Source organism: Streptomyces sp. NPDC047043 (assembly GCF_040644055.1).
Lineage (GTDB): Bacteria > Actinomycetota > Actinomycetes > Streptomycetales > Streptomycetaceae > Streptomyces.
Window position 1 is genome coordinate 33,148 of the sequence record NZ_JBEYVO010000049.1, and the last position, 17,082, is coordinate 50,229.

Here is a 17,082-nt window from a genome sequence, read left to right on the forward strand (position 1 = left end):
CTCCACACACGCCAGCCCCGGACCGCACCCCGCGGCCCCCTCCGGCGGGCGCCTGCCCGGCTTGCTGCGGCGGACACTCGCCCTCCGCTCCACCGCGCCGCTCGACGAGCCACCCACCACCCCCGCGAACACCCCGCCTGGACCGGACACCGCCGCTCCCTCCGACGAACGGGTGTCCACCTCCGCACACCGCGCATCCGTACCAGACCCCACCGCCCCCTCCGGCGAGCCGGCCACCGCCGCCGTAAGCCGTTCCGTCGGGCTGGGCCCTGTCGTCCCGGGCGGTGGGCGGCTGTCCGGCGCCGCCCGGCGGGCGCTGGGGATGGGGGTGCCGCCCGCGCTCGTGCTGGGGTGGCACACCGCCTTCGCCCGACAGTTGCGGTCCCTGGCCACCGTGGCCCGGCTGGCGTTGCCCCTGTTGCTGATCGTCGTGGCGATGAGTGCCTGGACCACCATCGACCGCTTCCACAGCAGGCCCGAGCAGATCGGGCTGCCGGCCGCGCTCAGCGTCCACGCGGACGCCGGCCTGAGCGACCGGGACACCCGCGCCCTGCTGGCCCGCGATCCGCAGGTCGCCGCCGCCTACCCGGGCGTCGAGGTGGCCGCCCTGGTCCCCGGCCAGACGGCCACGATCGCGCTGCGCGGCCTCGGCACCGTCCAGGACCCCTACCCCTACGCCCTGGCCGAGGGCCGCCCCGCGCGCGGCAGCGACGAGGCGGTGGCCGGACAGGGCCTCCTCGACCTGCTGGACGCACACGTCGGCGACTGGGTACGGATGACCGTCGGCGACCAGCCGCAGATCCTGCACATCGTGGGCCGCAGCATCGAACCGGAGAACGCCGGCCGGGTCATCTCCACCTCCCTCGACACCCTCCGCGAGAACGACCCGGCCCTGACTCCCACCCTCTACCAGCTCCGACTGCGCCCCGGCGCGGACGCACACACGGTCGCCGACCGCCTGACCAGCGCCGGACACGGACACCTGGACGTGCACGCCGTGACCAACCCGGCCGACGGGCTTTCGCCCCTGCGCGCAGTGGTCGTCGGCCTGATCGTCGTCCTGGCCCTGATCGGGCTCATCGAACTGCTCACCGCGATCGGCGGCACCGTCCGCGAGGGGGAGCGCGACCTGATCGCCCTCAAGGCCATCGGCCTGACCCCACGCCAGATCACCGCGATCACCGTCACGGCCACGGGCTGCACCGCCCTGGCCGCCGTTCTGGCCGGTACGGCCCTGGGCACCCCGCTCGCCCACTGGCTGATCAACGCCCAGGGCAGATCGAGCGGCATCGGCGCGGGCATCGCCCAGAGCCCGTCCCCGGTACTGCTGGTGCTGTTCGGCACGGCAGCGGTACTGGGCGCGGCAGCGCTGGCCGCCCTCCCGGCAGCACGCGCGGCCCGGCACCGCCTCGCGGACACTCTGAGCGCGGTGGCCTGAGAGGACCGCGGGGGAGCGCACGGGAAGCGGACCCCGACTCACCGTCCGCTCCCCGCACCTGTGGCGGTGGCGTTACTTCCGCCCGCGCAGCTCCCGGTACTTGGCGACCAGGGCCTTGCTGGACGCGTCCAGCCCCGCCACCTCGGCACCCTCGGTGAGCGCGGGCTCGACCCGCTTGGCCAGCACCTTGCCGAGCTCGACGCCCCACTGGTCGAAGGAGTCGATGTTCCACACCGCGCCCTGCACGAACACCTTGTGCTCGTACAGCGCCACCAACTGGCCGAGCACGGACGGCGTCAGCTCGCGCGCGAGGATCGTCGTGGTCGGGCGGTTGCCCTTGAACGTCTTGTGCGCCACCAGCTCCTCCGCCACCCCCTCCGCCCGCACCTCGTCCGGCGTCTTGCCGAAGGCCAACGCCTGCGTCTGGGCGAAGAAGTTCGCCATCAGCAGGTCGTGCTGGGCCTTCAGCCCCTCGCTCAGCTCGGCGACCGGCTCCGCGAAACCGATGAAGTCCGCCGGGATCAACTTCGTGCCCTGGTGGATGAGTTGGTAGTACGCGTGCTGGCCGTTGGTACCCGGCGTACCCCACACCACCGGCCCGGTCTGCCAGTCGACCTCCCGCCCGTCCCGGCCGACGTACTTGCCGTTGGACTCCATGTCCAACTGCTGCAGATACGCCGTGAACTTGGACAGGTAGTGGCTGTAGGGCAGCACCGCGTGCGACTGGGCGTCGTGGAAGTTGCCGTACCAGATGCCCAACAGGCCGAGCAGCAAAGGCACGTTGGACTCGGCGGGAGCCGTGCGGAAGTGTTCGTCGACGAGCCGGAACCCGTCGAGCATCTCCCGGAAGCGGTCCGGTCCGATGGCGATCATCAGGGACAGGCCGATCGCCGAGTCGAAGGAGTAGCGGCCGCCGACCCAGTCCCAGAACTCGAACATGTTGGCCGTGTCGATGCCGAAGTCGGCGACCTTCTCGGCGTTGGTCGACAGGGCCACGAAGTGCTGGGCGACGGCCTCCTGACCGGCTTTCAGCTCACCGAGCAGCCACTCGCGCGCCGAGGTCGCGTTCGTGATCGTCTCGATCGTGGTGAAGGTCTTCGACGCGATGACGAACAGCGTCTCCGCCGCGTCCAGGTCACGGGTGGCCTCGTGCAGGTCGGCTCCGTCGACGTTCGACACGAAGCGGACCGTGAGGTCGCGGTCGGTGTAGCTGCGCAGCGCCTCGTACGCCATCGCCGGGCCCAGGTCGGAGCCGCCGATACCGATGTTGACGACGTTCTTGATGCGCTTGCCGGTGTGGCCGGTCCAGGCGCCGGAGCGGACCCGGTCGGCGAAGTCGGCCATCTTGTCGAGAACCGCGTGCACACGGGGCACGACGTTCTCCCCGTCGACCTCGACCACCGCGTCGCGCGAGGCGCGCAGTGCGGTGTGCAGCACGGCGCGGTTCTCGGTCGTGTTGATCTTCTCGCCGCGGAACATGGCGTCCCGCAGGCCGAACACATCGGTGGCGGCGGCCAGCTCGCGCAGCAGCCGCAGGGTCTCGTCGGTGACGAGGTGCTTGGAGTAGTCGACGTACAGGTCGCCGACCTGGAGTGTGTACCCCGAGCCGCGGCCCGGGTCGGCGGCGAACAGCTCCCGCAGGCCCGCCTCGCCGAGCTCCTCACGGTGCTTGGCCAGCGCGGTCCACTCGGGCGTCTGGTTGAGCCTGGTACGGCCGTCTGCGTTCATTTCCGACTTCAGCCTTCTTTCCTGCCTGTCCCTGCTGCGTACCTTGCCCCGCTGCCGTTCCAACCTAGTTGATCAGCGCGTGACGTGACCTGTCGTGGTGTCGTCGTGCGGTGCAACAACAGGTACGTCCCGCTTGCGTGCAGGTATCAGCGCGAGCACCGACAGGACGAAGAAGGCGGCGGTGAGCAGCGCGGGCGTGTTCAGGCCCCAGGCGGTGGCGACGGCGCCGCCGAGCAGGGCGCCGAGCGGCGCTCCGGCGACGGCCAGGGTGCGGAAGGCGGAGCTGACCCGGCCCAGCATGTCGGCGGGGGTGCGCTGCTGCATCAGGGTCGTCGTGTTGACGTTCCACACCATGCCCATGAAGCCGAAGACGGCGAGGGCCGCCACCATCGCGGTCAGACTGCGTACGGAGCCCATCACGACGAGGGCGCCGATCTGCACGAGGCCGGCCAGCAGCACGGCCCGCATGGGTCCGAGCCGCACGGTGATCCGCCGGTTCACCGCTCCCCCGGCCAGGCCGCCGACGGTGTACGCGGTGGACGCCGCCGCGTATCCGGCGGTGCCCGCGTCCAGCCAGCCGGTCACCAGGATCACCAGCGTCGCGATCAGGGCGCCCATGCCGATGTTGCACAGGGCGGTCGCCGCGCACAGTCCGCGCAGGGCCCGGTCGCGCCACAGGGTGCGCAGCCCCTCCGTGATCTCCCGGCGCAGGGTGCTGCCCGCCGGTCTCGCCCCGCGGTCGGGCGCCTCGGTCCGCAGCGTGGCGACCAGCGCGGCCGCCACCAGGAAGGTCGCCGCGTCGGCCACGAAGGGAACGGCTGCTCCCGCGGCGATCAGCAGAGGCACCACGGGCGCCCCGAGCAGACCGCCCGCGATCTTCTGTCCGGTCATGAGCCTGGCGTTGGCACTGCCGAGCGCCTCGCGGTCCACCAACGCGGGCAACAGGGCCGTGGAGGCGTTGTCGAAGAGTGTCTGAAGGGTGGTCAGAACGAAGGCGAGCCCGATGAGCAGCGCTATCGACGCATGCCCGAGCGCGACGGCCACCGCGAAGGCGGCGACGAGCAGCCCTCGTACCGCATCGACCGTCCACATGGCACGCCGCTGGTCCACCCGGTCCGCGACGGCGCCGCCGAGCAGCCCGAAGACGATCCAGGGCAGATAGCCGCAGGCCGTCACGGACGCGATGAGCAGGGGCCGGTCCGTCAGCGAGGCGGCGAGCAGCGGCAGCGCCGCACCCCGCAGCGCATCCCCGAACCGGGACACCACAGCGGCACTCCACAGCCGCCCGAATCCCCCGCGCCACGCGGGCACAAGCACACCCGCAGAGTCGACCGTCGTCACTGCTCCCCCTCACGGTTCACCGATGCACAAACCGTAGAGGGCAGCACTGACAATCGACCGCGGAGCGACCTGCGGCGGCCGGTTCATCGAACAAGTCCGGCCAGGCACCCCTCGGTGCCCGGCCGGATCCCAACTCCTAGATTTCGCCCCGCAGTTTGGCGAGCGCCTCGGCGAGGATCGCCTCGCCGTCCGCGTCGCTGCGCCGCTCCCGCACATACGCGAGGTGCGTCTTGTAGGGCTCGGTGCGCGGCGGGTCCGGCGGGTTGTCCCGGTCCTGACCGGCCGGGAAGCCACAGCGCGGGCAGTCCCAGGTTTCGGGCACCTGCGCGTCGCTGGCGAAGCTGGGCTGCGTCTCGTGCCCGTTGGAGCACCAGAAGGAGATGCGCAGACGCGGCGCGGACTCGCCGCGCTCGGCCTCGCCCATCGGCCCCGCCCCGACCCGGCTTCCTCGGATCGCGTTGCCACTTGCCACGGTCGTAACTCCCTGCGTGATGGTGCCGCAAAGCGAGTCGGCGTTTCGCTTCGCTGCGAGCGCCTCAGTCTACGTAAGGCCCAACGCGCGTCCAGTGATTGGAGTTACAGCCCCCACACCTAGACGCAAGCCCCATGATAGGCCGCGCTCAGCTGCGCGTACCGAACATGGGGCCTTACGTGCGGAATGTACGTGCTGTGTGCGTAGCTGCTCAGCTGTTCGTCTTCATGATGATGCCGAGTACGACAATGCACGCGAACCACAGCAGACCGACCACAATGGTGATGCGGTCGAGGTTGCGCTCGGCGACCGAGGAGCCGCCGACGGAGGACTGCATGCCGCCACCGAACATGTCGGACAGGCCGCCGCCCTTCCCCTTGTGCATCAGCACCAGCAGCATCATCAGCAGGCTGAAGACGATCAGGGCGATCGAGAACCCCAAAACCACGGCTGGACCAACTTCCTCGGATTCGGATAACGACGGGGGCATAGCCATGGCTATGCCCCCGCAAGGGTACGACGTATCGCCGCTACCGCATACTCACTGGTCGCGGAAGCGCACGATCTTGACGAACTCGTCGGCATCGAGCGACGCACCGCCCACGAGCGCACCGTCGATGTCGGCCTGCGCCATGATCTCGGCGACGTTGCCGGCCTTGACGGAGCCGCCGTACTGGATACGGACCCGGTCGGCCAGCTCCTGGGTGTACAGCTCGGCGATCTTGCCGCGGATGGCGGCGCAGACCTCCTGGGCGTCCTCGGCGCCGCAGACCTTGCCGGTGCCGATGGCCCAGACGGGCTCGTAGGCGATCACGACGGACTCGGCCTGCTCGGCCGGGAGGTCCTTGAGACCGCCCTCGACCTGGGCGAGCGTGTGCGTGACGTGGTTGCCCGCCTCGCGGACCTCGAGCTCCTCGCCGACGCAGAGGATCGGGGTCAGGCCGTGCTTGTAGGCGGCCTTGACCTTGGCATTGACCAGCTCGTCGGTCTCGTGGTGGTACTGACGGCGCTCGGAGTGGCCGATGGCCACGTACGTGCACTTCAGCTTGGCCAGCATCGCACCGGAGATCTCGCCGGTGTAGGCGCCGGAGTCGTGCGCCGAGAGGTCCTGGGCGCCGTACTTGATCTTGAGTTTGTCGCCGTCGACCAGGGTCTGCACGGAGCGCAGGTCGGTGAAGGGCGGCAGGACGGCGACCTCGACGGCCTCGTAGTCCTTGTCGGCCAGGGCGAAGGCGAGCTTCTGGACGTGCGCGATGGCCTCGAGGTGGTTGAGGTTCATCTTCCAGTTGCCCGCCATGATCGGCGTGCGCGTGCTCATAAGGGGTCAGTCCTCCAGTGCGGCGAGGCCGGGGAGCGTCTTGCCCTCGAGGTATTCGAGGGAGGCGCCGCCACCGGTCGAGATGTGGCCGAATGCGTTCTCGTCGAAGCCCAGGAGGCGCACGGCCGCGGCGGAGTCGCCGCCGCCGACGACCGTGAAGGCCGGGGAGTCGAGGAGGGCCTGGGCGACCGCCTTGGTGCCCTCGGCGAAATCGGGGTGCTCGAAGACGCCCATCGGGCCGTTCCAGAAGACGGTGGCGGCATCGGTGATCTTCGAGGCGTACAGCTTGCGGGTCTCCGGACCGACGTCCAGGCCCATCTGGTCGGCGGGCACGGAGTCCGCGGCGACGGTGACGGGGTTCGCCGGCGCCTTGGTCTTCAGGTCCGGGAACGCCGGGGCGGCCACCACGTCGACGGGCAGCACCAGCTCGACGCCGGTCTTCTCCGCGCGCTCGATGTACTCCAGGACCGCCGGGATCTGGTCCTCCTGGAGGAGGGACGAGCCGATCTCGTAGCCCTTGGCCTTGAGGAAGGTGTAGGCCATGCCGCCGCCGATGAGCAGCCGGTCGGCCTTGCCGAGCAGCTCGTCGATGACGGCGAGCTTGTCGGAGACCTTGGCGCCGCCGAGCGCGACGACGTACGGGCGCTGCACGTCCTCGGTGAGCTTCTTCAGTACGGCGACCTCGCCCGCGATGAGGTAGCCGGCGGCGTGCGGCAGACGCGCCGGGAGGTCGAAGACCGAGGCGTGCTTGCGGTGCACCGCGCCGAAGCCGTCGCCCACGTACACGTCCGCGAGGGCCGCGAGCCGGTCGGCGAACTCACCGCGCTCGGTGTCGTCCTTGGAGGTCTCGCCCGCGTTGAAGCGCAGGTTCTCGATGACCGCGACCTGGCCGGGCTGGAGGCCGTTCACGGCGTCGTGGGCGGCGGGGCCGACGGTGTCCTGGGCGAACGCGACCGGGGCGCCGAGGAGTTCACCGAGGCGCTCGGCGGCGGGCAGCAGCGAGAAGGCGGGGTCCGGGGCGCCTTTGGGGCGGCCCAGGTGCGAGGCGACGACCACCTTGGCGCCCGCTTCGGCAAGGGCCTTGATGGTCGGCAGTACGGCGCGGATGCGGCCGTCGTCGGTGATGAGGCCGTCGGCGAGCGGCACGTTGAGATCGGCGCGGACGAAGACCCGCTTGCCGTCCACGCCTTCGGCGAGAAGTTCGTCGATCGTCTTCATGTGAGGACTCCTGGTGAGGGCTGCTCTGATCGTACGAGGGCTGCTGCGTACGTGAGTCAGGGCCCGGGCGGCGCGTCCCTGCGCTGCCCGAGCCCTGCGTTCACATCTGGGTGCCTGCTCTGTGGATCAGATCAGAGCTGGTTGCCCACGAAGACCGTGAGGTCGACGAGGCGGTTGGAGTAGCCCCACTCGTTGTCGTACCAGCCGAGGATCTTCACCGACTTGCCCTCCTGGACCATGGTCAGGGAGGAGTCGAAGGTGCAGGAGGCCGGGTCGCTGACGATGTCCGAGGAGACGATCGGGTCCTCGGTGTACGCCAGGTAGCCCTGGAGCTCGCCCTCGGAGGCCTTCTTGAACGCGGCGTTGACCTCGTCCTTGGTGACCTCGCGCTCCAGCTCCACGACCAGGTCGGTGGCCGAGCCGGTGGGGACCGGCACGCGCATCGCGATGCCGTCGAGCTTGCCCTTGAGCTGGGGCAGGACCAGGGCGGTGGCCTTGGCGGCACCGGTCGTGGTCGGGATGATGTTCTCCGCGGCGGCGCGGGCGCGGCGCAGGTCGGAGTGCGGGAAGTCCAGGATGCGCTGGTCGTTCGTGTACGCGTGGACCGTGGTCATCAGGCCCTTGACGATGCCGAAGTTCTCGTCGAGAACCTTGGCCATCGGCGCCACACAGTTGGTGGTGCAGGAGGCGTTGGAGATGACGTGGTGCTTGGCCGCGTCGTACTTGTTCTCGTTGACGCCCATCACGATGGTGATGTCCTCGTCCTTGGCCGGAGCCGAGATGAGGACCTTCTTGGCGCCGCCCGCGATGTGCTTCTCGGCGTCGGCCTTCTTCGTGAAGATGCCGGTCGACTCGACGACGATGTCGACGCCCAGCTCGCCCCACGGGATGTCGGCGGGGTTGCGCTCGGACAGGACCTTGATGGTCTTGCCGTCGACGGTGATCGTGTCGGCGGTGTGCGAGACCTCGGCCTTGAGGCGGCCCAGGATGGTGTCGTACTTCAGCAGGTGGGCGGTGGTCGCGGTGTCACCCAGGTCGTTGACAGCCACGATCTCGATGTCAGCACCCTGCTCCAGCAGTGCGCGGAAGTAGTTGCGACCGATACGACCGAAGCCGTTGATGCCTACGCGGATCGTCACGAACCGATCTCCTCGTTGGTACGCCGGCCATGCGGTGCCGGCGAGCTCTGTTTGGGATGTCCCCGACCACCCCCGACCCTACCTCCCTGAGGGCCCCGTGGTGACATCGAGATGCCGCATACACGGGCAGGCGGTCCGTACCCGCCAGTAGGGGTACGGACCGCCCGGGCCGGAAGGCCGATCACTCGTTTTGACTACGGTGAGCTAGTCATCGTTGACCAGGTAGTTCACCCTTGCAGGGCCGCGAGCGCCTTCTTCACGAGGGCATTGCGGTCCGCGGCGGCGGTGACGTGCTCCAGGCCGAAGCCCAGCAGCACGGTCCGGTCGGTGGTGACGGCGCCGTACGTCCTGAACAGCGCTCCGGTGCGCGCCCAGTCCTTGAGTACGGCCGGGCTGCCCGCGGGCGGTCCGGGCACGCTCCAGGCGCCGAGCGACGTCTCGAAGCCCTCGGTCTGGGTCGCCGTGCCGCCGACGACGAGCGAGGCCTCGTCGGCGAGGACGCCGTGGCCGCCGGTGCCGGGGTCGGTGACGTAGCTGATCGAGACCTCGATCGACTTGCCGGCGTAGGCGCTCAGGTCGAAGTTCACCTGCTGCCAGCTGTTGGAGGCGCCGGTCAGGGCGTTCCAGGAACCGGAGGTGCCGCTCGCGGTGCAGTCGTTGCCGGACAGCGTGAGGTAGTGCTTCAGCCAGGGGTGCTCGCCGATGTAGAAGCCGGCGCCGCACTCCGCGGGGACGGTGGTGCTGGTCGCCCCGCCCGCCTCGGGCAGCGTCGTCCAGTCGTCGGCGCCGACGGTGTGGACCTCGACGATGGCGTTGTCGTAGCCCGGCTCGGTGTCCCACAGCAGCTGGGTGCGCAGGGTGGGCTTGTCGGCCGCGGCGACACCGCTGAGGTCGACGGTGCGGGTGAGGCGCTTGTATGCGTCGTCGGTGTGGACGGCGGCCGCCATGTAGGAACCCGCGTACGGCCCGTACGGGTTGACGGTCCCGGCGAACTGGCCCGCGCCCGCGCTCGCGAACTGCGGGTACTTGTCGACGGGCAGTTCCTCGGAGGTGACGCCGTAGGTGCCCGCCTTGTCGAGCGGGTTGCCGGGCGCCGCGCCGAGGGCCCCGCTGAAGCCGTCGAGCTCGCCCGAGCCGGTGAAGCCGGTGGCCCCGGGGGTCGACGTACGCGAATAGGCGCCCAGGTAGTACTGGCTGAAGTCGTTCGACAGGGTGCCGCCGCCGAGGTCGACGAAGCCGCCGGCCTGCTCGCCCGCCTCGATCAGCTTGCCGCCCTCGTTGAGGTAGGCGCGCAGCTGGAGCTGGGTGGCGTTGCCGGGGACGCTCGCGCCGGTGTAGTGGGCGACCGTCCTGAAGTGCTTCAGCACGCCGAGCGCGTCGGGCGCGCCCTGGGTGGCGACGTCCCAGACGATCGCCTTGCGGCCGTTGGCCTTCAGCGCGTCCACGTACGTCTGCGCCTGCGTGGCGGCAGCGCCCTCCTCGGCGACGACGAGCGTGTCGGCCTTGGCCCGCTGGGCGACGGTGTACGTGAAGTGCTCGCTGGAGACCTTCTTGCCGCTCCTGGTCCTACCGGTGAACCACACCTCGACCTTGTCGCCCGGGTCGCCGTCCCGGACCTTGGCCCGGTACTCGTCGAAGTGGATGTTGTCGTCACCGCCGTAGGTCTCGCCGCCCTTCCAGGCCCTGAGGTCCTGGTCCTGGGTACGGCCGCCGTTGACGCGGTACTTGAGCTCCTTGTCCCGCACGGACTTCCGTACGACGACGGAGACCTCCTGGTCGGCGCCGCGGGAGTACGACGTGGCGAACTTGGCCGGGGTGAAGTCGGCCGCGCTCAGGCCGAGCGACGAGGACGGCGTGTCCGGGTGCGCGGCGGTCTCGGCGACCGACAGCGCGAACGGGATGTTCTTCGTGAACTCCTGCTGGATCAGCTTCTCGTCGTCCGGGAAGTTGAACACGGACTGGCAGTCGGCCGCGTTCCACTGGTCGTTCGGGTCGATGTCCGAGGCGGTCTCGCAGGTCGACATCTCGGGGGTGAACATCGACATGCCGTTGACGTTCCCCGCGTGGCCGTCCGCCTCGCCGTTGGTCGTGTACAGCTCCGAGGAGACCTGCGGGCGGTAGCCGGGGATCGCCGAGTTGTCGGGAGTGCCGGCGAGCGCCTTGTAGATCACGTCGTCCGGGGTGGGCGTGGCCACCTGCCAGCCGACGCCGTAGAGCAACAGCTCAGCGGCGGAGTGGTAGTTGATGCCGTACGAGAACCCGATCCGCTTCTCGAAGTTGTCGAGCGCCTTGGTCTCGGGCTCGGATCCGGGGCTCGCGCCGCGGTAGGTCTGGCTGGTGGGGTTGGGGGACGAACCCTCGTCGTCGTAGCCCCACTTGTAGGCGAAGTTGCGGTTGAGGTCGACGCCGTCGCCGGTGGAGATGACACCGTCGCCGTTGACGTCGCGCAGGTTCTTGCGCCACAGACGGGTGTCGGAGTTCTGGAAGGTGTAGTCGTAGCCGTCGGGGTTGGCCGAGATCACGAACCACAGCTCGGTGGAGTCGACGATCTTCTTGATGCGTTTGTCGGTCTTGTAGTTGTCCAGGTAGTAGTGCATCAGACGCCGGGTCATCTCCGGCGTGATCCACTCGCGCGCGTGCTGGTTGGACATGTAGAGGACGGAGGGCTTCGAACCGTCCTTGGACTTCTTCGCGCCCTTGGTGAGTTTGAGGGCGAGGATGTCCTGGCCGTTGATGGTCTTGCCGATGGAGACGACCTTGGTGAGGCCGGGATTCTCCTGCCCGGTCCGGACGATCTCCTCTTTGAGGCCGCCGCTTCCGCCGTACGGGCGGAACACGCCCTCGGCGGCGGCGTCGACGCGCTTCTCGGCCTTGGCCGAAAGCGTGCGTTCGGTGAGGTCGACGCCCTGTTTCCGAAGCGACTTGGCCTGCTGGTCCGTGAGGTAGACCTCGACGGTGGCCGTCCCCTTCGCGGGCACCGTCTCGCCGAGTTCGTGGCCGTCCTGTCCGGCCGCCAGCAGCAGGGGTACCTGCTTCGCGGTGACGTCGGCGCGGAAGACCTTGACCTCGTCGGTGTCGGTTCCCTGCGAACTACCGTTCTGCGCCTGGGCGATGGGTGCGAGGCTCGCTCCGCCGATAAGGAGCGCGCCGACAGCGAGGATCGATCTCGCTCTATGTCTCATGAACCCCCCTAGCAGTGGTCCGCCACAGCAGCGAACTGTTGCCAGGCTCATGACACTTCATGATCGAGTCAAGGGCGCCTCAAGGACAGACCAACGCCGGTGCCGACGACCAAGTGGGCGTCGGCACCGGCGTGTTGAGCGATCTTCAGATGTTCTTCCTACGAGGGCTCAGCCGACCAGGTTGTCGGCCATCTCCTCGGTGATGCTGGACTCCGTGCCCGGGATGCCGAGGTCGGAGGCGCGCTTGTCGGCCATCGCCAGCAGACGGCGGATACGGCCGGCCACGGCGTCCTTGGTCAGCGGCGGGTCGGCGAGCGCGCCCAGCTCCTCAAGGGAGGCCTGCTTGTGCTCCATGCGCAGGCGCCCGGCGGCCGCGAGATGCTCGGGGACCTCGTCGGCGAGGATCTCCAGCGCGCGCTGGACACGGGCGCCGGCGGCGACGGCCGCCCGCGCGGAGCGGCGCAGGTTGGCGTCGTCGAAGTTGGCGAGACGGTTCGCCGTCGCGCGCACCTCGCGGCGCATCCGGCGCTCCTCCCAGGCGAGCACCGACTCGTGCGCGCCGAGGCGGGTGAGCAGGGCGCCGATCGCGTCGCCGTCGCGGACGACCACGCGGTCCACGCCGCGCACCTCGCGGGCCTTCGCCGCGATCGACAGCCGACGGGCGGCACCGACCAGGGCGAGCGCGGCCTCGGGGCCCGGGCAGGTCACCTCCAGGGAGGAGGACCGGCCGGGCTCGGTGAGCGAGCCGTGCGCCAGGAAGGCACCGCGCCAGGCCGCCTCCGCGTCACAGGTCGCGCCGGAGACCACCTGTGGGGGCAGGCCGCGGATCGGGCGGCCGCGGCCGTCCACCAGGCCGGTCTGCCGGGCCAGCTGGTCACCGCCCGCGACGACTCGCACCACGTAACGCGATCCCCGGCGCAGCCCGCCGGGTGCCATCACGATCAGTTCCGAGCTGTGGCCGAAGATCTCCAGGATGTCCCGCTTCAGGCGGCGTGCCGCCATCGCGGTGTCCAACTCCGCCTCGATCACGATGCGCCCGCTGACCAGATGGAGGCCGCCGGCGAACCGCAGAATGGCGGAGACCTCCGCCTTCCTGCAGCAGGTCCGGGTGACGGGGAGCCGGGAGATCTCGTCCTTCACCGCTGCCGTCATCGCCATGGGCCGATCCTTCCATGCATCCGAAAAATACGGTCGTACGCGGCGGCCAGCAGCTCCGGGTCGTGCCGCGGAGTTCCGTCCCTCCGGGCCACCGGCGCCAGCTCGACCGCCGCACCGAGCCGCTTGGCGGCCTCGGTGAGCACGTCGCGGTCGGGCACGGCGGCCTCGTCGGCCAGCACCACGTCCAGGGCGAGTTTAGGGGCGTGTCGTCCCAAAACCTCCAAATGACGCTGCGGGGAGAAACCTTCGGTTTCCCCGGGCTGCGGGGCGAGGTTCAGCGAGAGTACCCGGCGCGCCTTCGTCTCGGTGAGGGCGTCCAGCAGTTCCGGCACGAGCAGGTGTGGGATGACCGAGGAGAACCAGGAGCCCGGGCCGAGCACCACCCAGTCCGCGTCCAGGACCGCCTCGACGGCCTCCGGGACGGCGGGCGGGTCGTGCGGCACGAGATGCACGGACTGCACTTCACCGGGCGTGAGGGCCACGTTCGCCTGGCCGCGCACGGTGTCGATGTCCTCCGGCCGGTCCGGGTGGTGCCCCTTGACGAGGGCCTGCAGCTCCAGGGGTACGGCGGACATGGGCAGTACGCGCCCGTGCGCGCCGAGGAGCTTGCCGACCAGGTCGAGCGCCTGGACATGGTCGCCGAGCTGCTCCCAGAGGGCGACGATCAGGAGGTTGCCGACCGCGTGTTCGTGCAGGTCCCCCTTGGACTGGAAGCGGTGCTGGATGACGCGGGCCCAGGTCTGGCCCCAGTCGTCGTCGCCGCACAGCGCGGCCAGCGCCTTGCGCAGGTCGCCGGGCGGGAGCACGCCCAGCTCGTCACGGAGGCGGCCGCTGGAGCCGCCGTCGTCGGCCACGGTGACGACGGCGGTGAGGTCGCCGGTGATCCGGCGCAGCGCGGCGAGCGAGGCGGACAGACCCATGCCGCCGCCGAGGGCGACCACCTTGGGCTGGGCGCCCCGGCGGCGCGGCCGGGCGCCGCGGGCCTCGACGGGCTTGCTCGCACGCCCCTCGGGCACCGCCCGGCGCAGCCTGCTCAGCCGCAGAGAACGTTCCGTCATTCGCGTCCCATGTCCCGGTGCACGACCACCGTCTCCACACCCTCGGCCGCGAGGCGCGCGGCGAGCTTCTCCGAGGTGGCCACCGAACGGTGCTTGCCGCCCGTACAGCCGATCGCGATGGTCACGTACCGCTTGCCCTCGCGGCGGTAGCCGGCCGCGATGAGCCGGAGCAGCTCGGCGTAGCGGTCGAGGAACTCCTTGGCGCCGGGCTGGTTGAAGACGTACGCCGACACCTCCTCGTTGAGGCCGGTGAAGGGGCGCAGCTCCGGGACCCAGTGCGGGTTGGGCAAGAAGCGCATGTCCGCGACCAGGTCGGCGTCGACCGGGAGGCCGTACTTGAAGCCGAAGGACATGACGGTGGCCCGCAGCTCGGGCTCCTCCTCGCCGGCGAACTGGGCGTCCATCTTGGCGCGCAGCTCGTGCACGTTGAGGCTGGAGGTGTCGATCACCAGGTCGGCGTCGCCGCGCAGCTCGCGCAGCAGCTCGCGCTCGGCGGCGATGCCGTCGACGATGCGGCCGTCGCCCTGCAGGGGGTGCGGGCGGCGCACCGACTCGAAGCGGCGCACCAGGGCCTCGTCGGAGGATTCCAGGAAGACGATCCGCCGGGTGACGTGCTTGGCCTCCAGGTCGGCGAGGGACTCGCGGAGGTTGTCGAAGAAGCGGCGGCCGCGGACGTCGACGACGACCGCGATCCTGGCCACGTTGCCCTGCGAGCGGGCGCCGAGCTCCACCATGGTGGGGATCAGCGCCGGCGGCAGGTTGTCGACGACGAACCAGCCGAGGTCCTCCAGACACTTGGCTGCCGTCGACCGGCCGGCCCCGGACATCCCGGAGATGATCACCAGCTCGGGGATCGCGGCCTCCGGGACTCCGGCCGGCTCGTTGGTCGTGCCCGTACTCACCTGTGCTCCGTCTCCGGCTTGGCCCTGTTGCGCGTCTTGCCCGTCGTTCTTGTTCACATTCATGTCTCCTGCCCCCGTCGTTCGTCCGGGGCGCCCGTCGTCACGGGCTCCCCACTGGAACCCATGGTGCCGGGTTCCTCCTCCATGATCTCTCCGGTCGCCGTGTTGACGGCCGGTGCGGCCGGGGCCGCCTGGGCGAGTGCCACGGCGATCGTCTCGGCCGTCTTGCGGCCTATGCCGGGGACCTCGCAGATCTGGTCGATGGTGGCGGATCGAAGTTTCTTCAACGAACCGAAGTGTTTAAGAAGTGCCTGCTTGCGCGTGTCGCCCAGGCCGGGCACGTCGTCCAGAGGGCTGGAGCGGAAGCGCTTGGCCCGCTTGGTGCGCTGATAGGTGATCGCGAAGCGGTGGGCCTCGTCGCGGACGCGCTGCAGCAGGTAGAGGCCCTCGCTGGTGCGGGGCAGGACCACCGGGTCGTCGTCCTCCGGCAGCCACACCTCCTCCAGGCGCTTGGCGAGGCCGCACACGGCGACGTCGTCGATGCCGAGCTCGTCGAGAGCCTTCTTGGCCGCCGCGACCTGCGGCTGTCCGCCGTCGACGACGACGAGCTGGGGCGGGTAGGCGAACTTCTTGGGGCGGCCGTCCTCGTCCTTGAGGCCGTTGCCGAGGTCACCGGCGAGGCCGTCCTCGTGACCGTCGTCCACCCACTCGCCGGTCTTCTCCTTCTCGGCGAGATAGCGCCGAAAGCGACGGGTGATCACCTCGTGCATGGAGCGGACGTCGTCCTGGCCCTCGAAGCCCTTGATCTGGAAGCGGCGGTACTCGCTCTTGCGCTGCAGGCCGTCCTCGAAGACGACCATGGAGGCCACGACGTCGTCGCCCTGGAGGTGCGAGATGTCGTAGCACTCGATCCTGAGGGGGGCGCTGTCCAGGTCGAGCGCCTCGGCGATCTCCTCCAGCGCGCGCGAGCGTGTGGTGAGGTCGGAGGCGCGCTTGGTCTTGTGCAGCACGAGCGCCTGCTGGGCGTTGCGCTCCACCGTCTCCATCAGGGCCTTCTTGTCGCCGCGCTGCGGGATGCGCAGGGAGACGTTGGAGCCGCGGCGCTCGGCGAGCCACTCCTGGACGGGCTCGACGGGTTCGGGCAGGGCCGGGACGAGGACCTCCTTGGGGACGGAGTCGCCCTTCTCCTCGCCGTAGAGCTGCTGCAGGGCGTGCTCGACGAGGGCGCCGGTGGTGATCTCCTCGACCTTGTCGGTGACCCAGCCGCGCTGGCCGCGCACGCGTCCGCCGCGTACGTGGAAGATCTGGACGGCCGCCTCCAACTCGTCCTCGGCGACCGCGATCAGGTCGGCGTCGGTCGCGTCGGCGAGCACGACCGCGTTCTTCTCCATGGCCTTCTTCAGGGCCTCGATGTCGTCGCGCAGGCGGGCCGCCCGCTCGTACTCCATCTCCTCGGCCGCCTCCGCCATCTGCTTTTCGAGTCGGCGGATGTACGTCCCCGTGCGGCCGGCCATGAAGTCGCAGAACTCCTCGGCCAGTTCGCCGTGCTCCTCGGCGGAGACGCGGCCGACGCAGGGTGCGGAGCACTTGCCGATGTAGCCGAGCAGGCAGGGGCGGCCGGTGCGGGCGGCGTTCTTGAAGACGCCCGCCGAGCAGGTGCGTACGGGAAAGACGCGCAGCAGCAGATCGACGGTGTCCCGGATCGCCCACGCGTGCCCGTACGGCCCGAAGTAGCGCACGCCCTTGCGTTTCTGACCGCGCATCACCTGCACACGCGGGAACTCCTCGTTCATGGTCACCGCGAGGTACGGATAGCTCTTGTCGTCGCGGTACTTGACGTTGAACCTGGGGTCGAACTCCTTGATCCAGGAGTACTCCAGCTGCAGGGCCTCGACCTCCGTGGACACCACGGTCCACTCCACGGACGCGGCCGTGGTGACCATGGTGCGGGTACGGGGGTGCAGGCCTGCCAGGTCCTGGAAATAGTTCGCCAGGCGCTGGCGCAGGCTCTTCGCCTTTCCGACGTAGATCACCCGGCGGTGCTCGTCACGGAACCTGTACACCCCTGGGGTGTCCGGGATTTCACCCGGCCTGGGGCGGTAGCTGGAGGGATCGGCCATGTCTCACA

General features: G+C 69.9%; 13 protein-coding genes. 1 reads left to right on the forward strand and 12 read right to left on the reverse strand.

The annotated features are described in order from the left end of the window. Positions 1-1,438: FtsX-like permease family protein (locus tag ABZ880_RS49270; RefSeq protein ID WP_361277615.1), on the forward strand; the 1,438-nt coding region annotated here is incomplete at its 5' end. A gap of 72 nt (positions 1,439-1,510) precedes the next feature. On the opposite strand, the gene pgi is transcribed toward ABZ880_RS49270, so the two are convergent. The 12 genes from pgi to uvrC form a co-directional block, all read right to left on the reverse strand. Next, on the reverse strand, positions 1,511-3,166 hold the full coding sequence (gene pgi, locus ABZ880_RS49275; RefSeq protein WP_361277616.1) for a glucose-6-phosphate isomerase: 1,656 nt from the start codon (positions 3,164-3,166) through the stop codon (positions 1,511-1,513). Between the two features lie 72 nt (positions 3,167-3,238). Then, complete coding sequence (locus ABZ880_RS49280) at positions 3,239-4,507, reverse strand: MFS transporter (RefSeq protein WP_361277617.1); 1,269 nt, start codon at positions 4,505-4,507, stop codon at positions 3,239-3,241. A gap of 136 nt (positions 4,508-4,643) precedes the next feature. Then, on the reverse strand, positions 4,644-4,979 hold the full coding sequence (locus ABZ880_RS49285; RefSeq protein WP_003976875.1) for an RNA polymerase-binding protein RbpA: 336 nt from the start codon (positions 4,977-4,979) through the stop codon (positions 4,644-4,646). Positions 4,980-5,190: 211 nt separating this feature from the next. Further along, the gene (gene secG, locus ABZ880_RS49290; RefSeq protein WP_356348840.1) at positions 5,191-5,421 is read right to left on the reverse strand and encodes a preprotein translocase subunit SecG; all 231 of its coding nucleotides are present in this window, start codon (positions 5,419-5,421) and stop codon (positions 5,191-5,193) included. A 99-nt stretch (positions 5,422-5,520) separates the two neighbouring features. Further along, complete coding sequence (gene tpiA / locus ABZ880_RS49295; RefSeq protein ID WP_361277618.1) at positions 5,521-6,297, reverse strand: triose-phosphate isomerase; 777 nt, start codon at positions 6,295-6,297, stop codon at positions 5,521-5,523. 6 nt (positions 6,298-6,303) lie between these two features. Further along, on the reverse strand, positions 6,304-7,515 hold the full coding sequence (locus ABZ880_RS49300) for a phosphoglycerate kinase (protein WP_361277619.1): 1,212 nt from the start codon (positions 7,513-7,515) through the stop codon (positions 6,304-6,306). A 131-nt stretch (positions 7,516-7,646) separates the two neighbouring features. Further along, complete coding sequence (gene gap, locus ABZ880_RS49305; RefSeq protein ID WP_361277620.1) at positions 7,647-8,654, reverse strand: type I glyceraldehyde-3-phosphate dehydrogenase; 1,008 nt, start codon at positions 8,652-8,654, stop codon at positions 7,647-7,649. 227 nt (positions 8,655-8,881) lie between these two features. After that, entirely contained in the window at positions 8,882-11,836 is a 2,955-nt protein-coding gene (locus ABZ880_RS49310) for a M14 family zinc carboxypeptidase (RefSeq protein WP_361277621.1), read from the reverse strand. 168 nt (positions 11,837-12,004) lie between these two features. Further along, positions 12,005-12,994 carry a DNA-binding protein WhiA gene (whiA, locus tag ABZ880_RS49315; protein ID WP_242774651.1) on the reverse strand — a complete coding sequence of 330 codons (990 nt, stop codon included), beginning with the start codon at positions 12,992-12,994 and terminating at the stop codon, positions 12,005-12,007. Beyond that, positions 12,985-14,052 (reverse strand): uridine diphosphate-N-acetylglucosamine-binding protein YvcK, encoded by a 1,068-nt coding sequence (gene yvcK / locus ABZ880_RS49320; protein ID WP_361277622.1) that lies wholly within the window; start codon positions 14,050-14,052, stop codon positions 12,985-12,987. The genes whiA and yvcK overlap by 10 nt, the downstream gene beginning before the upstream one ends. Then, on the reverse strand, positions 14,049-15,017 hold the full coding sequence (rapZ, locus tag ABZ880_RS49325) for an RNase adapter RapZ (protein WP_361277623.1): 969 nt from the start codon (positions 15,015-15,017) through the stop codon (positions 14,049-14,051). Before rapZ ends, yvcK begins: the two co-directional genes overlap by 4 nt. Then, on the reverse strand, positions 15,014-17,074 hold the full coding sequence (uvrC, locus tag ABZ880_RS49330) for an excinuclease ABC subunit UvrC (protein ID WP_361277624.1): 2,061 nt from the start codon (positions 17,072-17,074) through the stop codon (positions 15,014-15,016). Before uvrC ends, rapZ begins: the two co-directional genes overlap by 4 nt. Positions 17,075-17,082: the final 8 nt, after the last annotated feature.